At 23.1% G+C, this 20,125-nt stretch carries 16 protein-coding genes and 1 pseudogene; 15 read left to right on the top strand and 2 right to left on the bottom strand.

What is annotated here, in order from left to right:
* Nucleotides 1–10 precede the first annotated feature (10 nt).
* The 3 genes from N3A58_06955 to uvrA all read left to right on the top strand — a co-directional run bounded on the left by N3A58_06955 (nt 11) and on the right by uvrA (nt 4,642).
* Nucleotides 11–841 carry a hemolysin family protein gene (locus N3A58_06955; protein ID MCX8059135.1) on the top strand — a complete coding sequence of 277 codons (831 nt, stop codon included), beginning with the start codon at nt 11–13 and terminating at the stop codon, nt 839–841.
* Between the two features lies 1 nt (nt 842).
* Nucleotides 843–1,670, top strand: a complete 828-nt coding sequence (locus tag N3A58_06950) for a hypothetical protein (GenBank protein MCX8059134.1) — start codon at nt 843–845, stop codon at nt 1,668–1,670.
* Between the two features lie 134 nt (nt 1,671–1,804).
* On the top strand, nt 1,805–4,642 hold the full coding sequence (gene uvrA, locus N3A58_06945) for an excinuclease ABC subunit UvrA (GenBank protein ID MCX8059133.1): 2,838 nt from the start codon (nt 1,805–1,807) through the stop codon (nt 4,640–4,642).
* Between the two features lie 133 nt (nt 4,643–4,775).
* Here the strand turns inward: uvrA and N3A58_06940 are convergent, their stop codons facing one another.
* Entirely contained in the window at nt 4,776–5,330 is a 555-nt protein-coding gene (locus N3A58_06940) for a hypothetical protein (protein ID MCX8059132.1), read from the bottom strand.
* 176 nt (nt 5,331–5,506) lie between these two features.
* On the opposite strand from N3A58_06940, the gene N3A58_06935 reads away from it, so the two are divergent.
* From N3A58_06935 to rsfS, 12 genes and pseudogenes are all read left to right on the top strand, one after another.
* Entirely contained in the window at nt 5,507–6,115 is a 609-nt protein-coding gene (locus tag N3A58_06935; protein MCX8059131.1) for an S-layer homology domain-containing protein, read from the top strand.
* Nucleotide 6,116: 1 nt separating this feature from the next.
* On the top strand, nt 6,117–8,615 hold the full coding sequence (locus tag N3A58_06930; GenBank protein MCX8059130.1) for a hypothetical protein: 2,499 nt from the start codon (nt 6,117–6,119) through the stop codon (nt 8,613–8,615).
* Between the two features lie 46 nt (nt 8,616–8,661).
* The gene (locus N3A58_06925; protein MCX8059129.1) at nt 8,662–11,418 is read left to right on the top strand and encodes an AAA family ATPase; all 2,757 of its coding nucleotides are present in this window, start codon (nt 8,662–8,664) and stop codon (nt 11,416–11,418) included.
* Nucleotides 11,419–11,425: 7 nt separating this feature from the next.
* Nucleotides 11,426–11,812, top strand: a complete 387-nt coding sequence (locus tag N3A58_06920) for a hypothetical protein (GenBank protein MCX8059128.1) — start codon at nt 11,426–11,428, stop codon at nt 11,810–11,812.
* A 29-nt stretch (nt 11,813–11,841) separates the two neighbouring features.
* Entirely contained in the window at nt 11,842–12,972 is a 1,131-nt protein-coding gene (locus tag N3A58_06915) for a hypothetical protein (protein ID MCX8059127.1), read from the top strand.
* A gap of 97 nt (nt 12,973–13,069) precedes the next feature.
* Nucleotides 13,070–14,407: a signal recognition particle protein gene (gene ffh, locus N3A58_06910; protein ID MCX8059126.1), complete on the top strand. Its 1,338-nt coding sequence runs from the start codon at nt 13,070–13,072 to the stop codon at nt 14,405–14,407.
* A 78-nt stretch (nt 14,408–14,485) separates the two neighbouring features.
* Entirely contained in the window at nt 14,486–16,057 is a 1,572-nt protein-coding gene (locus N3A58_06905; GenBank protein MCX8059125.1) for an FAD-binding protein, read from the top strand.
* Nucleotides 16,058–16,110: 53 nt separating this feature from the next.
* On the top strand, nt 16,111–16,620 hold the full coding sequence (locus tag N3A58_06900) for a hypothetical protein (protein MCX8059124.1): 510 nt from the start codon (nt 16,111–16,113) through the stop codon (nt 16,618–16,620).
* 166 nt (nt 16,621–16,786) lie between these two features.
* Nucleotides 16,787–17,335 (top strand): hypothetical protein, encoded by a 549-nt coding sequence (locus N3A58_06895; protein MCX8059123.1) that lies wholly within the window; start codon nt 16,787–16,789, stop codon nt 17,333–17,335.
* 53 nt (nt 17,336–17,388) lie between these two features.
* Entirely contained in the window at nt 17,389–17,847 is a 459-nt protein-coding gene (locus tag N3A58_06890) for a small multi-drug export protein (GenBank protein ID MCX8059122.1), read from the top strand.
* 129 nt (nt 17,848–17,976) lie between these two features.
* Nucleotides 17,977–18,057: pseudogene (locus N3A58_06885) on the top strand (30S ribosomal protein THX).
* A 131-nt stretch (nt 18,058–18,188) separates the two neighbouring features.
* Nucleotides 18,189–18,569: a ribosome silencing factor gene (gene rsfS, locus N3A58_06880; protein ID MCX8059121.1), complete on the top strand. Its 381-nt coding sequence runs from the start codon at nt 18,189–18,191 to the stop codon at nt 18,567–18,569.
* A 229-nt stretch (nt 18,570–18,798) separates the two neighbouring features.
* Here the strand turns inward: rsfS and N3A58_06875 are convergent, their stop codons facing one another.
* The gene (locus N3A58_06875) at nt 18,799–20,091 is read right to left on the bottom strand and encodes an MFS transporter (protein ID MCX8059120.1); all 1,293 of its coding nucleotides are present in this window, start codon (nt 20,089–20,091) and stop codon (nt 18,799–18,801) included.
* Between the last annotated feature and the right edge of the window lie 34 nt (nt 20,092–20,125).

The following is a 20,125-nucleotide window of genomic DNA, read 5'->3' as shown; positions in this document are numbered from 1 at the left end:
GGGGAAAATTATGAGTAAGTATAACTTTTTTGATAAAATATTTCATAGGAAAAAACAGATTAATTCTAATAACAATTATAATTATATAAATGAAATATTAGATCCTGATTTCTTAAAGTCATTAACAAATGATCAGATAAAGATGATCAAAGGAATAGCAGAGTTATATGAAACTTCTGTTCATGAGATAATGAAACCAAGAATAGATGTTATTACTTTTGATATTAATGATCCAATAAAAGATTTTATAGAGTTGGTTGTACAATGTGGACATTCAAGAATTCCTGTATATGATGGAAATATAGACAATATAATTGGTGTTGTTTATGTAAAAGATCTTTTGCAATATTTTTTTCATGATTTAAAAAATATAAATTTAAGAGATATTATAAGAGAGCCTTTATTTGTTCCGGAATCAAAAAAAATTTCAGACCTTTTAAAAGAGTTTAAAGATAAAAAAAAGCATATAGCTTTAGTAGTAGATGAATATGGAGGTTTTTCAGGTATAGTTTGTCTGGAAGATATTTTAGAAGAAATAGTAGGTGAAATAAGAGATGAGTATGATAATGAAAAAGATGCTATCTTAAAAATTGATGATAAAACTTATAGAGTTTCAGCAAAGGCTTCAATATATGATTTAAATGAGATTTTAAATATAAATCTTCCAGAAGATCTTTCTGATTCAATTGGTGGTTTTATTATGGAAACTATTGGTAGAATCCCTATACAAGGAGAGGAGATTACTTATAAAAATTTAAAAATTAAAGTTGAAAAGATGAGATCATATAAGATAGAGTCAATAATAATTTCAATACTTGAAGATAATAATAGAGAAGGTTAGTGTGAACTATTCTTTTACCAGAGGAATACTATTATATACAAATAATTTTGATATTGATAGAAAACTTATTCATGTATTGAACGAAAATTCTTCTTTTGAATCTTTTTTTGTAGATAGGAAATATATTAATAGTATTGATAAAATTTGTATTATTAATTATGTTATAAAAAGTTATAAAAAATCTTATAGGATAATTTATTTAGAAAAGATTGAAGAATTTAAAAGTATAAGCTTAGAACTAAAAAAAGTTTTAGTTGTTCATCTTTTTTTTGAATTATTTCGAAAATTTGTTTTAGAAAAGGGGATATTAGTAGAATTCAAAATTTATGATTTTTTATATTATTACCTTTATTTGCTTGAAGAGTTAAACTTCGAAAACAATAGGAATTTTCTAAATAATATTTTTTATATTTTAACAGTTTTTTTAATAATAGAAGGTTTTTTAAATTTTGAATATAATTGTAGTTTTTGCAGAAAAAATTTATATGATGGTTTATATTTTGATATTAAAAACTATTTTGTTAGGTGTAAAGAGCATAGGACTGTTTATTCATATTTTATTCCAATAAAAATTTTAAATTACATAGATAATTTATATAGCTTTTTTTTAAAAAAAGATAATAAAAAAAATTTTTTTATATTGTTAGAAAATACTCATGAAAAAAATAAGCAAACAATAGATTTGCTTAAATATTCACTTCCAACTTTTAATGAAGAAGAGCTTAAAAAAACAATAATGTTTTATTTAAGATATATATATAATATAATTGAAGGCAGGAAAATAAATACCTTAAAATTTGTAAATTATTTTTTAAAAAATAATATGTAATATTTTTTAATTTTTTAATTATATAAAAAAATAAAAAATTTAAAATTTCTAATAATTTTTTTATAAAATATAAAATAATAAAAAAACAATAAAAGAAAATATATTATAATTTCAATTTATAATTAAAAAAGTTTATGAGTAGTAATAATATTGAGAATAGAAAGTGGATTATTGTAAAAGGTGCTAAAGAACATAACTTAAAAAATATTAATGTAAATATTCCAAGAGATTCATTTACTGTAATTACTGGTGTATCTGGTTCTGGAAAATCTTCATTGGCATTTGATACATTATATGCTGAAGGTCAAAGAAGATATGTTGAAAGCTTGTCTTCTTATGCAAGGCAATTTTTAGGAATAATGAAAAAACCAGCCGTTGACTATATAGAAGGTTTATCACCAGCTATTTCAATAGAGCAAAAAGGTTTAAATAGAAATCCACGGTCTACTGTAGGGACAATAACTGAAATATATGATTATTTGAGATTGTTATATACTCATATATCTCATGTTTTTTGTTATAATTGTGGCAAAGAGATTAAAACTCAAACAATTGATCAGATAGTTGAATCGGTAATGAAGAATGAAGTTGGCTCCAAAATACAGATTTTGGCTCCAGTTATAGAAAATAAAAAAGGAACTTTTATTAACCTTTTTGAAAACTTTAAAAAGCTTGGATTTTACAGAGTAATAGTAGATGGTGAATTAAAAACTCTAGAAGATGAAATTAATCTTGATAAAAATAGAAAACACTCAATTTATATTGTAGTTAATAGAGTTATAATTGATGAAGAAAAAAGAAAGACAATTTTTGAATCAATTGAGCAAGCTTTATCAATTGCATCCGGAAAGGTTATAATAGATAAAGAAAGTGAAAAGAAGTTTTATTCTACAAAATTTAGCTGTCCTGAATGTGATATATCTTATCCTGATTTAAAACCTTCTCTTTTTTCATTTAATTCACCAAATGGGGCTTGCACAGAATGCCATGGTTTAGGTTTTAAACTTGACTTTGACCTTGATAAAGTAATTGATTTTAATCTATCAATTAAGGATGGGGCTATAAAGCCATTTAAGTTAAATGAAGATTCCTGGACTGGCAAATATTTTAGTCAGGTATTCAATTTTTTTAATATTTCTCAAGATGTTAGTTTAAAAGATTTAGAAAAAGAGAAACTTAATATTCTATTATATGGTAGTGATAAGAAAATAGATTTAACTTATGAGGGTGAGAACTATACACTTCAATCTTTAAAAAGCTTTGAAGGCATTATAAATATTTTAAGAAGGAGATTTAATGAGACAAAATCGGATGAATTAAAGGATTACTATTATTCTTTTATGAAAGAGATAAAATGTTCAGTATGTAATGGCAATAGATTAAATAATTTTGCTTTGTCATGTAAAATAAAAGATAGAGGAAATAATTTTTACGATATAATGGAACTTTCAAAAAATAATGTCAAAAAAATTTATGAGATAGTTGATAACATCATTTATCCTGAAAATATTGAGACAGCAGTAAAAGATATCTTAAGAGAAATTAAATCAAGGTTAAAATTTTTAATAAATGTTGGGCTTGACTATATTACTCTTGATAGAATGGCCTATACTTTATCGGGTGGTGAAGCTCAGAGAATAACTCTTGCAACTCAAATAGGTTCACAACTTGTGGGTGTTATGTATATACTTGATGAACCTACAATTGGTCTTCATCAAAGAGATAATGAAAAACTTATTAAGACTTTAAAGGAGCTAAAAGATTTAGGAAATACTTTAATTGTTGTAGAACATGATAAGCAAGTAATGCTAGAATCTGATTACATTGTTGATTTAGGACCTTATGCTGGAATTAATGGAGGTTATGTTGTATTTCAAGGAAATAAAGAAGAATTTTTAAAAAGTGATTCTTTAACTGCTAAATATTTAAGAAATGAAAAAAAGGTTTATTTTAATACAATAAAAAGAAAAGGAAATGGGAAATATATTGAAATAAGTGGATGTAGAATGAATAATTTAAAAAATATTAATGTAAAGTTTCCTCTTAATACCTTTATTTGTGTTACTGGAGTTTCTGGATCAGGTAAATCAACTCTTGTAATAGATTTATTATATGATGTAATCTCCCGTATTATAAATGGAAATAAAAATTATAAAAATGAATTTTTTGATAAAATTACAGGTATTGAAAATTTAGAAAGAGTTATTCATATAGATCAAACACCAATTGGAAGAACACCTCGGTCAAATCCTGCAACATATACAGGGGTATTTAATTTCATAAGGGACCTTTTTGCAGAATTGCCTGAATCTAAAATTAGAGGTTATAAGCCTGGAAGGTTTTCTTTTAATGTTAAAGGTGGTAGATGTGAAAACTGTTATGGAGATGGAGAAATAAAAATTGAGATGCAATTTCTTGCAGATGTTTATGTAACATGTGAAGTTTGTGGGGGAAAAAGATATAATTCTCAAACACTTGAGGTAAAATATAAAGGAAAAAATATTTATGAAGTTCTAGAAATGAGTATTGATGAAGCTTACGAATTTTTTAAAAATATTCCACCAATAGAAAATAAACTTAAAATTATGCAAGATGTAGGAATAGGATATTTAAAATTAGGACAATCTGCACCAACTCTTTCTGGAGGAGAAGCTCAAAGAATAAAATTATCAAAAGAATTATCTAGAGTTATAAAAGGTAATACAATTTACTTTTTAGATGAGCCGACTACAGGGCTTCATTTTGAAGATATTGATAAATTGATAAAAGTTTTACATAGACTTGTTGATAAGGGAAACACTGTAGTTGTTATAGAGCATAACCTAGATGTTATAAAAAATGCTGATTATATTATTGATCTTGGTCCTGAAGGTGGGGAAAATGGAGGAGAAATTATTTATCAAGGCTACTATGATGAATTTTTAAAATGCACTAAATCCTACACCTCTTATTATATAAAAAACTCCTTTTAATTTACCTATTTCTAATCATTCTAATCTTAAACTATTATTATTTAGATTTTCAATAATAAAAGTTCTTAGTTTTTAATAAAATAAATACTATAAAAAAAGGATTACTTTAGTAATCCTTTTTTTAATTTTTGTTTTATAATTTTAGTTGTATTCCAATACCCCATATTGAAACCCATCCAATATAAGAGTACTCTAATATTAATCCAAAATTTTTAGATAAATAATAAATAACACCACTTGTTGTAGCAATGCCAATTTCAAATGGTTTTCTGGTAGAAAAATAATAATAGTTATCAGAGCTTTTATATATAGCAAATCCTACTCCAAGGCCAATGTAATAGTCAATTCCAATATCTGCTATTCCAGTATGCATCATAAAAAGTGGAGCTAAGCCTATATATGTTTCAGAATAACCAAACCAACTCCAAGTTTCAAAAATAGTTTTTCCTGAGATTCCAAAATCAATTGGCATAAAATCAGCAATATTCCATTCTCCTAAAATAATTTCAATTTCTCCAGAAAAAGTTAGTCCCCACCACCATCCTACAGAGGCATAAATACTCATTTGTCCATTTTGGTAATAGGAGTCAAAAAATTTTTCTGTGTTAGTTTGAGCTAAAGCTACAAAAGAAGATGAAATTAATAGAAATAAAATAAAAAAAATACAATAAAAAAGATTTTTTTTCATTAAATACTCCTTGTAAAAATTTCATAATTATATTGTTATTTATTTTTTAATAAAGTCAATAAAAATTATACAAAAAATATTATTTTATGATTAAATTAATTAGATAATAAAAAATAGAGATAATTAAATAAATAAATTTAACAAAGAAATATACAAAAATGTAAAGAGGTATTTTTATGAGTAACAAGATAATATTTAATGAAGTTAAGATAAATCTTTTTTATTATATTATATTTGTTATTGTTTTTATTTTATTTTTTTCTATATCTTCTTTTGCACAATCAAGTCAAAGTTCTACAAATCAAACTAGTCAGAGTTCAGGTTCATCTCTAAGTTTCTTTTCTGATGTGCCTCCTGATCATTGGGCTTATCAAGCTTTAGTATATCTTTTTTCATTAAATATTGTTCAAGGATATAAAGATGGTACTTTCAAAGGAGATAGGAATATTACAAGGTATGAAATGGCATTGATTATATATAATTTAATCATATGGATAAAAAATAATTATGATATTAAAACAACTTCTAAACCAAATAGTATGGATGAAATAAATGAGATAATTAATACTATTATGATGAGATCTATGATAACAGAAGAGGATGCAAAGTTAATTAAAGAATTGATTCAAGAATTTAGACTAGAAATTGAGACAATTAAAGAAAAGTTAGCTGAACTTGATAAAAGAGTAAGTAAATTAGAAAATAACAATATTCCATTTTATTTATCAACTCTTTCTTTAATAGTTTCTTTAATAGCTTTAATTATAGTTTTAATTAAAAATTAGTATGTTAAAATTAAAAAATAAAAAAATTTTAATTACTATTCAAATCATTACTTTTTTTATTATTGATTTTTTTTTGTGTTTTATTTTATTTTCATCTTTTTTATATGCTCAAGAAGCAACTTCAATTCTCAATTATTTTACTGAACAACAATTGATTGCTTTTATATTATATAGTGATGCTGAAGACATTTTAAGCATTGCTAAAATGTACGGGCTAGATATATCTAAAGACATAAAATCTTTAAGGTTAGATTTATTTAAAGTATTTAACCTTGAAATAGAATCTATTTTCATTGAGGAAAAATATTTATTAATTATTAAAAAAGCTGATTATCTTTTTACAGAAAACCATGAAAAAGAAAATATTACAATTGTAAAATTGCTAGGCAATATTTATATATATTTTGAGAATAAAGTAATTTCAGCAGATAAATTAACTTTTGATTTAAAAAATCAGCAATTAATAGCAGAAGGAAACGTAGTTTTTATAGATGATAAATCAATATATTACGCTTCAAGAGTTTTTTTTAATTTAAAAACTTTAACTGGTTTTTTTTACAATGTTAGAGGGAAGTTAGACAATATATGGATAATAGGGGAGGTCGTAAATAAACTAGTTGGAAAAACTTTTAGTGGGGAAAATTTGAAAATTTCTACATGCAACAATATCAATATGCACTATTATATATTAAGCAGTAATTTTTTCTATTCAGAAAATCTTATTTTAAGTTTTGATAACAAAGTTTACGTTGGTTCTTCACCTATTTTTTGGTTACCTATTTTCATAAATTTCGATTTTGGAATAGGTTACCCAGGAGAATTTGGTTTCGTCTATCAAAAAAGAGAGGGGTTTACCTTTTATAATACTTATATTGTTGAGAATGATCTTAGTTTTTTTCTAGATATTTATGAAAAATTGGGGATCTTTAGTGGATTTTACTATAATACAAATAATATAAAAGTTTTGTTTGGAATTGCATATTCCCAATATCTTTTTTATAACTCTGAATATGATTTGTGGACTCCATATAATAATTTATTAAATATTGACAAACCATTAAGAATATTTAGATATGGAGGAAAGATAAATTTGTCATATCCTATATTTAATATTCTAAATATAAATATGAATATTGAATACTATGGAGACCCATATTTTTCTTATGATTTTTTAACAAGAACAAGAAAGCTAAAATTTGAAATAGGAGATTTTGCAAGAACATATTACCCTTCTATTTTTCCTTCTTATACTTCAAACTTTGAAGAATCTTTAAATATTTTATTAAATACCAGATTTATTAATGTTTCTTATTCAGGAAAATTGGGTTTATCTTCTTATATTAAAGATCCATTATATATTTATACTCCAGGATACCTTAAATATTTTAAATATTTTTTTAATTTATATAATTTTAATATAAATATGAATCTAATAAATTTTAATCTCAGCTTTTTTTATTTTTCAACGAATATTTCTGGGGTAACTTCATATAGTGAAATTTATAATTCCAATGAAGAAAAGATATCTGGTTACAAGCAGACTAGTTTAAATATCCCATTTAACTTTAAATTAGATATTCTAAAATTATTTAATATTAATTTAACGATTTTAAATTCTTTAAGTTTAAATGATTCGATTGATTTTAAAACAAACACTATAAATAGTAAAAATAGTTATTATAATTTTAATTTATCATCTAATTTTTTAATAAATTTAGATTTTATTAAATTAAACTCAAGTTATACTACTAACTATATAAAAATGTTTTATATTGAAGATCAAAATGGATGGAAAAGTTCAATAATTAATAATTCTTTAAATATAAATTTATTGTATAATTTAATTATTATAAATATTTCAAATTTTATAAATTTATATGATAGTGAAACAAAAAATTTATTTTCCTTTAATTTAAAAAGGGTGTCTAATATAAAATATAGTTTGATTTTTAATCCATCTAGATTGATTAATCTTTCTTATAATGGAGAATATTCAATTTTTTATAATCTTTTTATTTATAATAATTATTTATTAAGAATAAATTTATATAATTTTAATTTTTATAATTTAAAAGTAAATATTTCTAATACAGTAGGATTTTATCAAAATTTAATTGACAAACTAGATACAAAATTTACAAATCTTTTTGTATTAAATGTTAATTTTCAAGATAAATTTAATATGAATGTTTCAATAAACTCTTCTAATGAAAAATTTTATACTTATAATAATTTAATTGATCTGATGATTGATTTATTTAGATCATTTAATTTTTTTAATATTAATGATAGAATTATTTCTTATTTTAAATTAAATTATATTTCAATTGGAATTAAAAGAGATTTTCATGATTTTTTTGGATATTTAAATTTAAGTGGTAATTATTTTTATGATTCATTAAAAAATAGTTATTATTTTAAGTTTGTTATATCATTTGGTATACAATCTATAAGTTTTACAGATTTAAGTTTTGAAGATATTATAGAAAAAATTTATTAGTTAATAAAATATTGAAAAAATTAATAATTCTAGCCAGGAAATTTAAATGAAGTTATCTAAAATTAACATTTATGGTTTTAAGTCATTTGCTGATAAAGTTTCTTTGCTTTTTGATAAACAAATTATAGCTTTAGTAGGTCCAAATGGTTGTGGCAAGAGTAATATTGTAGATGCGATATTATGGATGTTTCAAAAAAGTGGTTTAAAAATTTTAAGAGCTAGAGAAAAACAGGACTTAATTTTTAAAGGTAGTGATACAAGGAGTCAAGCTGGATTTGCTGAAGTAGAATTAATATTTTCAAATGATAGTGGAATTGAATTAGAAGAATATAAAATTAAAAAAAGGTTATATCAATCAGGCGAGTTTGAAGTATATATTAACAACAGGCAGGTAACTATTAAAGAGTTGGAAAAATTTTATCTTCAAAATGGGATAACTTCATCTGATTATTCTATAATAGCTCAAGGAAATGTAGAAACCATAATTTCATCTAAACCTGAGGAGAAAAGGGCTATTATTGAAGAAGCTGCGAATATTAAAAAAAATAGACAAGAAAGGGATGAAGCTATAAATAAATTAAAAAAAACAAATGAAAACTTAGTGCAAATTGATCTTTTATTAAATGAAATAAAAAATGAACTTGACAGATTGTATACCCAAGCTGAAAAAGCAAAAAAATTTAAAGAGTATAAAAATATATTAAGTGATTCTGAAAAAAAATTGTTTATAAAAAAATATTTTACGACTTTGAGAGAGCTTAAAGATCTTGAAGATGAGTATAATAATTTTGAAAAGAAAAATAATGAATTAAAAGAAAAAATAGAATATCTTGAAGCTATCTCTAAAGAAAAAAAAGATCAAATAGAAAACATTGGTAAAAAGATAATTTCTCAAAGAGAATTGGTTATTAAAATCGATGGAGAAATTACGACTGCAGAAAACACGATTGGTTTTTATAGAAGTATAATTGATGATTTGCAAAATCAGTTAAACAATAAAATTAATAACTTAAAAATTTATCAAAGTAAAAAAACAGAGCTTGAAGAATTGATTTTAATGGATATAGAGGATGAAGAAGGAAATATAGAAAGTTTAAAATTGAGGCTTGATGAGTATGAATTAAAAATAAGTGATATAAATTCAGAAATTAGTGCAAAAACAAGTGAAATGGAGAAATTAAAAGAAGAAGAAAAAAGTATAGAAAATCAGATTAATGAATACTCAAAAAAAGAGAGAGATATTGTAACTCAGCAAGTAGAAGATATAAATAAAATTATTTATAAATTGGAATTGAACTTTAAAAATGAAAAAAATTTTTTTAAAAATGAATTTGATAAATTAAACTTAATAAAAATTAAGTTAAAGAACAAATTACAATTTTTTCAAGATATCAAAAATTTAAATAAAAATATATCTGGAGATCTAATAACAAAAACAATAGAAGAATTAAATAATATCTATATTTCTCTTGAAGAACTTTTTAATACATTAGATAATCATTATTATTTGTTTAATGAAGGTGAAAATCTTTTATTTTCAGATAGTAGTTCTTTTAAAAAAAGAGAGGAAATAATAGAAATTTTAAATGATTTAAATAAAAAACATGAAGGTATTAAAAAAAATATTAAAAATTATGATGAAGAGTTGAAGAATATAACTAAGTTAAAAGAGATGTTTCTTATAGAAAAATCAAATATTCAAATTAAACTTTCTACTATTATGGAAAGAGTAAAGAATATTAGAAACCAGAGGGAAAAGTATAAAAAAGAGATAATTGAAATAAATTATCAAATAGAAAATACTAATTCTGAAATATCAAATTTGAATAACAAATTACAGGAGTCAAAAGAGAAAGTTTTACAAACAATTAAAAATAGAGAAAAACTCCTTGAAGAAAAAAATTCTATTGATAAAAATATAAAACAAATGGAAACTGAAATAGACAAATTATCTAATGAGTTATTATTTCTTCAAAAACAATTTAATGAACTTTTTGAAGAAAAGAGAAAATTTAATGACACTATTAATAGTTTTGTATCTTCAAAAGCAAAACTTGAAACACAACTGGAAACTTTAAGGACAATTTTTTTTGAAAATTACAGGGAGGATATTTCTATATTAAATTATGAGGATTTCTCGATTGAAAGTGAAGCTACTTTAAGAAAAAATATTAAAGATGCACAAATAAAACTTGAAGAAATTGGAGAAGTTAATCTTTTAGCTATAGATGAGTATGAAGAGGTAAAAAAAAGATATGATTTTTTGACAGAGCAGAAAAATGATATTCTTAAGTCGATAGAAGATATTCAAAAAGTTATCTCTAAGTTGAATGATGAGCTTTCAAAGACTTTTTTAAAAACTTTTGATGAAGTAAATAAAAATTTTAAAATGATTTTTAAAAATGTTTTTGGAGGTGGGGAAGCTTCATTGATTTTAACCAATCCTGAAAACATTCTTGAGACAGGAGTCGACATAAAAATTCAACCACCTGGTAAAAAAGTTAATTATTTAAATTTATTATCAGGGGGTGAAAAAACTATGAGTGCTATCTCTCTTTTATTTGCTTTGTTTTTATATAGACCTTCTCCATTTTGTATTATGGATGAAGTTGATGCAGCTTTAGATGAAATAAATGTAGAAAGGTTTAAAAAACTTTTAATTGAATTTTCTAAAGATACCCAATTTATTATTATATCTCATAATAAAATAACTCTTGAAATTGCTGATATATTGTATGGAATAACAATGGAAGAAAGTGGTGTTTCAAAGGTAGTTTCAGCTAAACTAGAAAAAATAAAGTAGATTTTTTATGGATGAAAAAAAAGAAAAAAGTATATTTCAAGAATTTCTAGAACTTTTAAGAAAATATTATGGTATATTAATCATTTTATTTGTTTCTATTTTTTTTATTACATTTCTTATAAACTTTTTAATTGCAAAAAGTATTAAAAATAAAGCTTTAAAAGTAAAAGAAAGTAAGAGAGTTGAAAAAATTATACTTTCAGAACCAATAGTTTTTATTGATTATAGCAAAGAATATTTGATTGAAAAGTTTAATATAGAAACAAAATATACTCTCGAAAAAGAAAAAATAAAAAATGCTTTTACCTTTACAGATTTTGGAAATAATATAAATTTTTATTACTTTCCAGATTATTTAATTAGAAAAACTCTTATTTTTTTATTAAGTGAATAAGTTTTTTTATTATAAAATAATTAATTTTTATGAATTACAAAACATTTATAATTATTGTTCTAGAAGTATTATTTATATTTTTGCCTTTTAATCTTCTTGCCCAAAATAAATCTAATTTTATAAATTATGATATAAATGTTGAATTTTATAAAAATGAAAATGAAGAGTTTTTTATCTTTATTAATTATTTAAATGCAACTGTTGATGTTTTGGATTCAAATTATTTTGAAATAAAAAAGGTTATTGATTCATATGATTCTACTATATTTGTAATTAAAATAAAGAAATATGGCAATTCAAATATAATATTCAATGTAAGGGATTTAAATATTGTTATAAAATATAGTCTAAATTTTAAACTTTTGGATTCTATAAATATAAATAAAGAAGTGAATCTAGGTCCTATTTCTGAAAATTCGCAATATTTTAAAAACTATTTTACAAATAGAATTTTTTATTTTTTTAATAATAATATATTTTTATCTCTAAAAGATTCAGAAATAAATAATTTAAACACCTCTTTAGATATTGAAAATTTAAATATTTCTTATTTATTTTATCTTGGTATTTATTATTATTTGACTGGGAACTTCTCCTTAAGTTCCTCTTATTTTACTTTGCTAAAAGATTATTTTAATAATTTTAAAGATAAGATTTATTCTTATAAAAAGCTAGAAAAGGATTTTAAAAAGATTGAAAAAAATATAAGTTATGAACAATCTATTAAATTACAGAATATTCAATATTTTGAAGGGAAAATATTTTTTTATTCATCATATATGCTTGCAAAGATTCATATTTTAGCTCAAAATGAATTTGTATCTCTATCAAACTTTGAGGAAGCATTAAATTTTATCTATAATAATAATTTTGATGAAGAAGATCTTGATAAATTTTTAATTATAATATTAAGAGTTTATTTTATTAAAAACGAGTTTCAAAAAATAGTTGAATTTAGTAAGGATTATTTAAATGTTATTTCAAATAGTAGGTTTAAAAATTATTTTTTTTATATTCTTGGGTACTCTTATTTTTATAAAAACCCACCAGATTTTAAAAATAGTTATTATTTTTTAAAGCAGATTGATAAAAATTTTGTAAATTATAATATTGTTTTAGGATTAATTAATGTGATTGAAAAAAATAAGTTAAATAAATAATTTTAAATGTGATAGCTAAATAAAATTTCTTTAATTAATAATAAAAGCAATAAAAAATATGAAAATAATTTTATTTTTATAAAGTAGAGGTTTTAATATGTTAGAATCACTTTCAAAAGGTATTTCAAATATTTTTAATTCATTATTAGGGAAAAAGGTAATAACAGAATCAAATATTAAAGAAGCAATAGAAGAATTAAGAAGTGTTCTTGTTGAAGCTGATGTTAACTTGTATGTAGTAGATGAATTTTTAAATAAAGTAAAAGTGAAAGCATTAGGTGAAAAAGTAATTAAAAGTCTAACAGTTAGAGAAAAATTTATAAGTATAGTTTATGAAGAGTTGAAGAAATTATTAGGAGATGATTACAAAGATTTGAAGTTAAAGTCCCCTCAAGAGGTTTCTGTTTTATTACTTGCAGGACTTCAGGGATCTGGTAAAACTACAATAGCAGCAAAACTTGCAAATTTTTATAAAGAATCGAGAAGACCTTTACTTGTTGCATGCGATATATATAGACCTGCTGCAATAGAACAGTTAAAAATATTAGGTCAGAGCATAGGTGTTGAAACTTATTCTCAAAAAAATATGTCTCCTGAAAATATTGCAAAATCAGCTATTAAATATGCCATTAAAAATGGATATAATCTTATTATCATTGATACAGCTGGTAGACTTCAAGTGGATAAAGAACTGATGGAAGAACTAAAAAGGATTGAAAAGGAAGTTAAACCAGATGAAACTATTCTTGTTGTTGATTCAATGACAGGACAGGTTGCTGCTGATGTTGCAAAGGAATTTAAAAAATATGTTAAAATTACAAAATTAATATTAACAAAATTTGATTCTGATACAAGAGGTGGAGCTGCACTATCTGTAAAGATGATAGCAGATGTTCCAATTGCTTTTGTAGGTATTGGTGAAAAAATTAATGAGCTTGAGAAATTTTACCCAGATAGAATAAGTCAAAGAATAATAGGAATGGGAGATATTTTAACTTTAGTTGAGAAAGCAGAGAAAGTCTATTCAGAAGAACAAGCTAAAAAACTTGAAAAAAAGATAAAGAAAAATGAGTTTGACTTTGGAGATATGCTTGAACAGATCGAAGGAATGACAAAAATGGGACCTTTAGAAAACATAATTTCTATGATTCCAGGTGCAGCGAATGTTGATAAATCTTTATTTGATAAACAAACACAAAAATTATTAAAATATAAATATATAATACAATCTATGACAAAAAAAGAGAGAGAAAATCCTTTACTTGTAATGAATAATCCTTCTAGAAAAAAGAGAATATCTAAGGGAGCAGGAGTTAAACTTTTTGATATTGAGCAATTAATTAAAGATTTTAATAATCTTAAGAAAATGATGGGTAAGGTATCAAAAAGAAGTATGGAAGATATGATGAAAAACTTTGAAAATTTTAAAATGTAAGTTTTTTTATCTTAATTAATATTTTTTTAAAAATTCATTTTTAAAATTTTAATTATAAAGACTATTTTAAGAAAATAAATGAAAAAAATAACGACGGATGTTTTAATTATTGGTGCAGGAATATCTGGTCTTGTTTCTGGAATACTTTTAGCAGAAAAAGGTGTTGATGTTTGTATTATTTATGATACTGAAGATATTACTAAATCATCAAGTTTTTGGGCACAAGGTGGAATAGTATATAAAGGTAAGGAAGATTCACCTGAACTATTGAAAAAAGATATACTTGATGCTGGAGATCATTTAAATTTTATACCAGCTGTTGATAAACTGGTTTATAATTGTTCAACAATTTTGCATGACATTTTAATAGAAAAAATTAAAGTGCCATTTGAGAAAGAACAAGATTTTTTTAAATTAACTGGTGAAGCAGCTCATTCAGTTAAAAGAATATTATTTGTTAAAGATTATACGGGTAAAGCTATCATAGAGTCTTTACTAAATTATATTAAAAGCAAAAATTTGTCTATAAATTTTTATCCATCATGTTATTCTATAGATTTAATTACATTATCACATTCGACAAATTATAGCTATTCAATGTATGAAGAAGATAGATGTTTTGGTGTATATGCATATGATGAAAAAGAAGATGATATAAATATTTTTATTGCTAAATATACTATTCTAGCTACCGGGGGTATGGGGCAGGTTTATCTTCATACAACTAATCCACCTAATATTTATGGTAATGGATATGCTATGGCTTATAGAGCCCATGTAAAACTAATAAATATGGAATATACTCAATTTCATCCAACAGCATTGTTTACAGAACATGGACACAGTTTTTTAATATCAGAGGCAGTTAGAGGAGAGGGTGGAGAACTTGTAAATATTTATGGTAAACCTTTTATGAAAGAATATCATAGCCTCGGTTCTTTGGCTCCAAGAGATGTAGTAGCTAGATCTATCATTTTTGAAATGCAAAAAACAGATTCAAAGTTTGTTTATATAGATATAAATAAAATAAGAAAAAAGATAAAAGATAGGTTTCCATCGATTTATTATACTTGTAAGGAGAATGGTATTGATCTTGATTATGAAAATATCCCTGTTGTTCCTTCTTTTCATTTTCAATGCGGAGGTATAAAAGTTAATCTTGAAGGAGAGTCTTCTCTTGATGGATTATATGCTGTAGGTGAGGTTTCATGTACAGGAATCCATGGAGCAAATAGATTGGCATCTATCTCTTTATTAGAAGGATTGTGCTTTGCTAAATTTGCTTCTGATTCTATTTATAATAAGTTGTTAAACAAAGAATACAAAAAAAATTATTTTTCTCTTGATTTAATAAAAGATTGGGAATATACAAATAAAGAAGAGTATGATCTTATTCTTGTTAAACAGGATTTGAATTATCTTAAGAATATTATGTGGAATTATGTAGGGCCTATAAGAACAAAGAAAAGGTTGAGAAGAGCTTTAACTGATATAACAAATCTTAAAAATAGTTTTGAAGATTTTTATTATGAATCCAAGTTATCCAATCTAATTCTTCAGTTAAGGGATGCAATTACATGTGGATTAATTGTTGCAACTTCAGCATGGAAGAATAAAAAATCTTCAGGTTGTCATTATAGAATGGATTAAATTAAAAATTATTAATTAAAATATAATATTAATTAAGATATTAAGGAGTTTATTTGAAAAAAATAAATGAAGATGAATTTTTAAACACTGTTAAAGAAATAAGGCTTTATAATTATAAACAAAGTACAATAATGTGGAATATGTTATTTAATGAACATCCAGAATTAAAGGATATTATTGACTCAATAAAATCTCTTGAATTTCATAATAAAAATAAAAAGGTTTTTGATAGAATGTTAACTACATTTGAAAATACAATTTTATCTGTTTATAAGATTATAAAAAATTCTGCTAAAAGAGGAACTATAACATTTAAACTTTATAGCGAGATTTTAAAAAAAGAGATGGAGGAATTTGAAAAGATTGAAGAAATAGATGATAAAAATATTTTAAAACAGAAATTGAATGATTATTTAAATAAAAGTAGTCAACCATTTTTATACTCTTTTTTATATTTTTTATTTCCTAATATTTCAAAAGATTCATGGGATAAAAGTATTGGACTTGTTTTCTTTTTTAGGACAAAAGCTTTAATAGAGTGTTTTAATATAGTTTATTTATAATATTGTTTGTTATGGTTAAATTATGAAAGTATTATTTTATATTATAATTATAATTTATTTTATTAAGTTATATTTTATTAGAATTTTTTAATATATTTTTTATGATTTTTTAATTATTTATAAATTAATATTTTTAAAATAAAGAAAATTTTTTTAATAAAATAATTTGGATAGTAGAAAAAGCATAATTTCAGATAAAATTTTACAAGATTTTGGCTATAAGGATTTTATATTTGATTCTTCTTCATTAATTTATACTTATAAAGCTGATATTCTTTCTTTAGTTTTAGATAATTTTAATATCTATATTACAAAAGAAGTTGTTGATGAGATTAATAATAATAAAGATTATCTTTACAATTTTATAAAAGATAGGTTTAAGCTTATCAATAATAGAAAAGAAGAAATTGAAATTTTCTATAATAAATTGGAGTATAATAATAAAAAAAGGTTAACTTTTGCAGATCTATCAGTTATAGTTTCGACAGAGATTAATAATTTAATTCCAATAACTGAAGACAAAAACATAATAGAGTACTTTCTGTTAAAAGAAAGAGTTTTTTTAAATAGCCTATCTTTAATATATATTCTTTTAAAAAATAATTTAATAAAAAAAGATATTGCAATTAATAAAATTTTTGAAATAAATAGATTCGGCTTTTACAGTAAGGAAGTTTTTTCTTCAATTTTTAATTTAATTTTAAAAACTAATTAATAATAGTTTGTTTAAATAAGAAAGGTAGAGAAATGTTATTAACTTATATTAAAATGATTATATTATCTATGTTACCAGTTATTGAGCTTAGAGGGTCTATTCCTTATGGTTATTTTAATGGTATTAATATTTTTATAGCTTTTTTTTTATCTGTTATATTTAATTCTTGTGCTTCACTTATACTCTTTATTTTTCTTGAGTTTTTTAACCATTTATTCTTAAAAATACCTTTATATAAGAAATTTTTTGATAAAATTTCTGAAAGATCATTAAAAAAAGTAAAACCTAAATTTGAGAAATATGAATATATAGGATTAATGATATTTGTTGCTATACCTCTTCCTGCAACGGGTGCTATTACAGGCACCATTGGTGCTTGGCTTTTAAGATTAGATATAAAAAAATCATTCTTTTTTATAAGTTTAGGTGTTTTGATAGCAGGTATTATCGTTTCAATAATTACAATTTATGGTGGAATTTTTGCTAAATTATTTATTAAAACATCATTTTAGAAATTATTATTTTTTTATCCACTTGATTTTTTAAATATTTTTGAATAAATTTTTTTTATAAAAATCTAAAGTAATAATAAAATAAAAAATTATTAAAAATTTTATAAATAATAAAATATTGGAGGAAATATGGGTAAAGGTGATCAAAGATCAAGAAGAGGAAAAATTTTTAGAGGAACATTTGGGAAAACAAGACCTAGAAAAAAGAAAAAAAATATTACTGATAATCTCTCATTAAAGGAAACAAAAGCTACAAAGGCAAAGGTTACAAAAGAAAAGGCTTCAACTAAATCTAAAAAGGAATTGAAAGATAAAGAATAAATTTTAATAAGGAGTTTAATTTGAAAGAAAACCTCGATTATAAACTTGCATCTCTTATAATTAATATATTAGAAGAAAAGAAAGTTGATAATATAAAAGTTATTAAGGTTATTGATGTAATGCCAATAGCAGATTTTTTTATAATTGGGACAATTGAATCTACACCTCAGGCTTCTGCTGTAGTTAGTGAGCTAAATAAAATTTTAAAAGATAATGGATATTCTTTAATCAATAGAAAAAATTTTACTGTAAATGATTGGATACTTCTTGATTATAATTCGGTGATAATTCATCTTTTTAATAAAGATAAAAGGGATTTCTATAATTTAGAAGGTTTATGGAGTAAGTATGTTATAACAAAGGAGAAGGTTATCGAAATAGTTAAAGAAACAAATAAATAATTACAAAATTATATTCTAATATTAAGTTTTTAAGGTAATAAAATAAAAAGAGAGAGAATAATTTCTCTCTCTTTTTTATTAATAATTATTATTTCAAATTTTTTATATTTTATACTTTACATTTTAAATTTTCTATTTTTTATTTATGATTTTATTTTTATTATTTTTATTTTATTTATGTTTTGTTTTAATTTTTTTATCATCTTATTAAAGTTAAATCTATATATTTTCAATGTGTTTTTGTAGTAGAGGGTTCACCCTTTTTTACAAATCCCATAAGTATAAATGCCCCTAGCATACATATTGCTGCAAATAAAAAGATGGCTCTTATATTTATTAGATCTATAATTGCCCCAGTAACAGGTGGAGAAAAGATAGCAGCAGATTGAGAAAAAGTATAATATAAACCAGTATATATTCCCATGTTTGAATATGTAGCCATTTGCCATAACATTGGAAACGAATTTGTAACAACTGAACCCCAGAAAATACCAAAAAAGAATAGAATAGCCCAAAAAATAATTAAACTTAATCCTTGTTTTAACTGAAAAAAGTCAACAATTGCTTTATGAAAAAACATTAATATCATTGCAATTATTAAGCCTATTAAGCATATTCTAATCATTTTTTTTCTTCCTATTTTATGAGCAATAATTCCTGAAGGTATTGCAAATAAAGCATATGGAATTGCAACCATTCCAGGAGAAATTCCTGCAACACCTTTTGAGACACCTATAATTTCAACAGCATATGTTGTTACAAATGGAAGGACACCTTGATAACCAAAAAACCATAGAAAAAGAGAAAATAATATTAAAACAGCACTTTTATCTTTGTCAGAAAATATAAGTTTAAAAGATTTAATAATTGGAATCTTTTCTTCTTTCTCAGTTTTCTCTCTAAATTTTTCTTTTACAAATATAAATAAAAGTATGGTTGCAAAAACAACTAGTATACCAGAAATTAGAAATGGAATTTTATCCTTTGTTCTACCAATTATTGGTAAATATATATCCAAATCCATAAGTTTGGATAAACCAACTGTGCCAACGATTGCAGCAATTCCTCCCATAAAGTTTATAACTCCATTAGCTTCAGATCTATAATCAGGATGAATGATATCTGGCATTAAAGCAACAACTGGTCCTCTTGCAGCTTGCTTAAAAATATTTAATAAAAATAAAACTAAAATAAGTAAAAACAAACTTTTTAAAGCAGCAAAAGGAATCAAAGCAAAAAATATTGCACTTAATGGAAGTGTGACAAGAATATATGGCATTCTTCTACCAATTTTTGTTATTGTTCTATCTGATATTGCTGCTACAATTGGTATTAAAAAAAGAGCAAAAATATTGTCTAGAGTCATAATTGAACCAATGATTGTTTTTACTTTAATATATTCTTTTAAAAATAATGGTACGAAAGCATCATATAGAGGGTCCATAAGTCCCATAGTAAAAAAGCCAAGCCCTATTAAAATAGTGGTCTTATAAAAATTAAATTTTTCCTCTCTAGTTTGCATAAAACTCCTTTCCAAATTTTATAAAAATAAAAAT

Source organism: Spirochaetota bacterium (genome assembly GCA_026415295.1).
Classification (GTDB): Bacteria; Spirochaetota; JAAYUW01; order JAAYUW01; family JAOAHJ01; genus JAOAHJ01.
The sequence above is the reverse complement of the archived record's forward strand: the minus strand, read 5'-3'. Positions and strand labels throughout refer to the sequence as shown.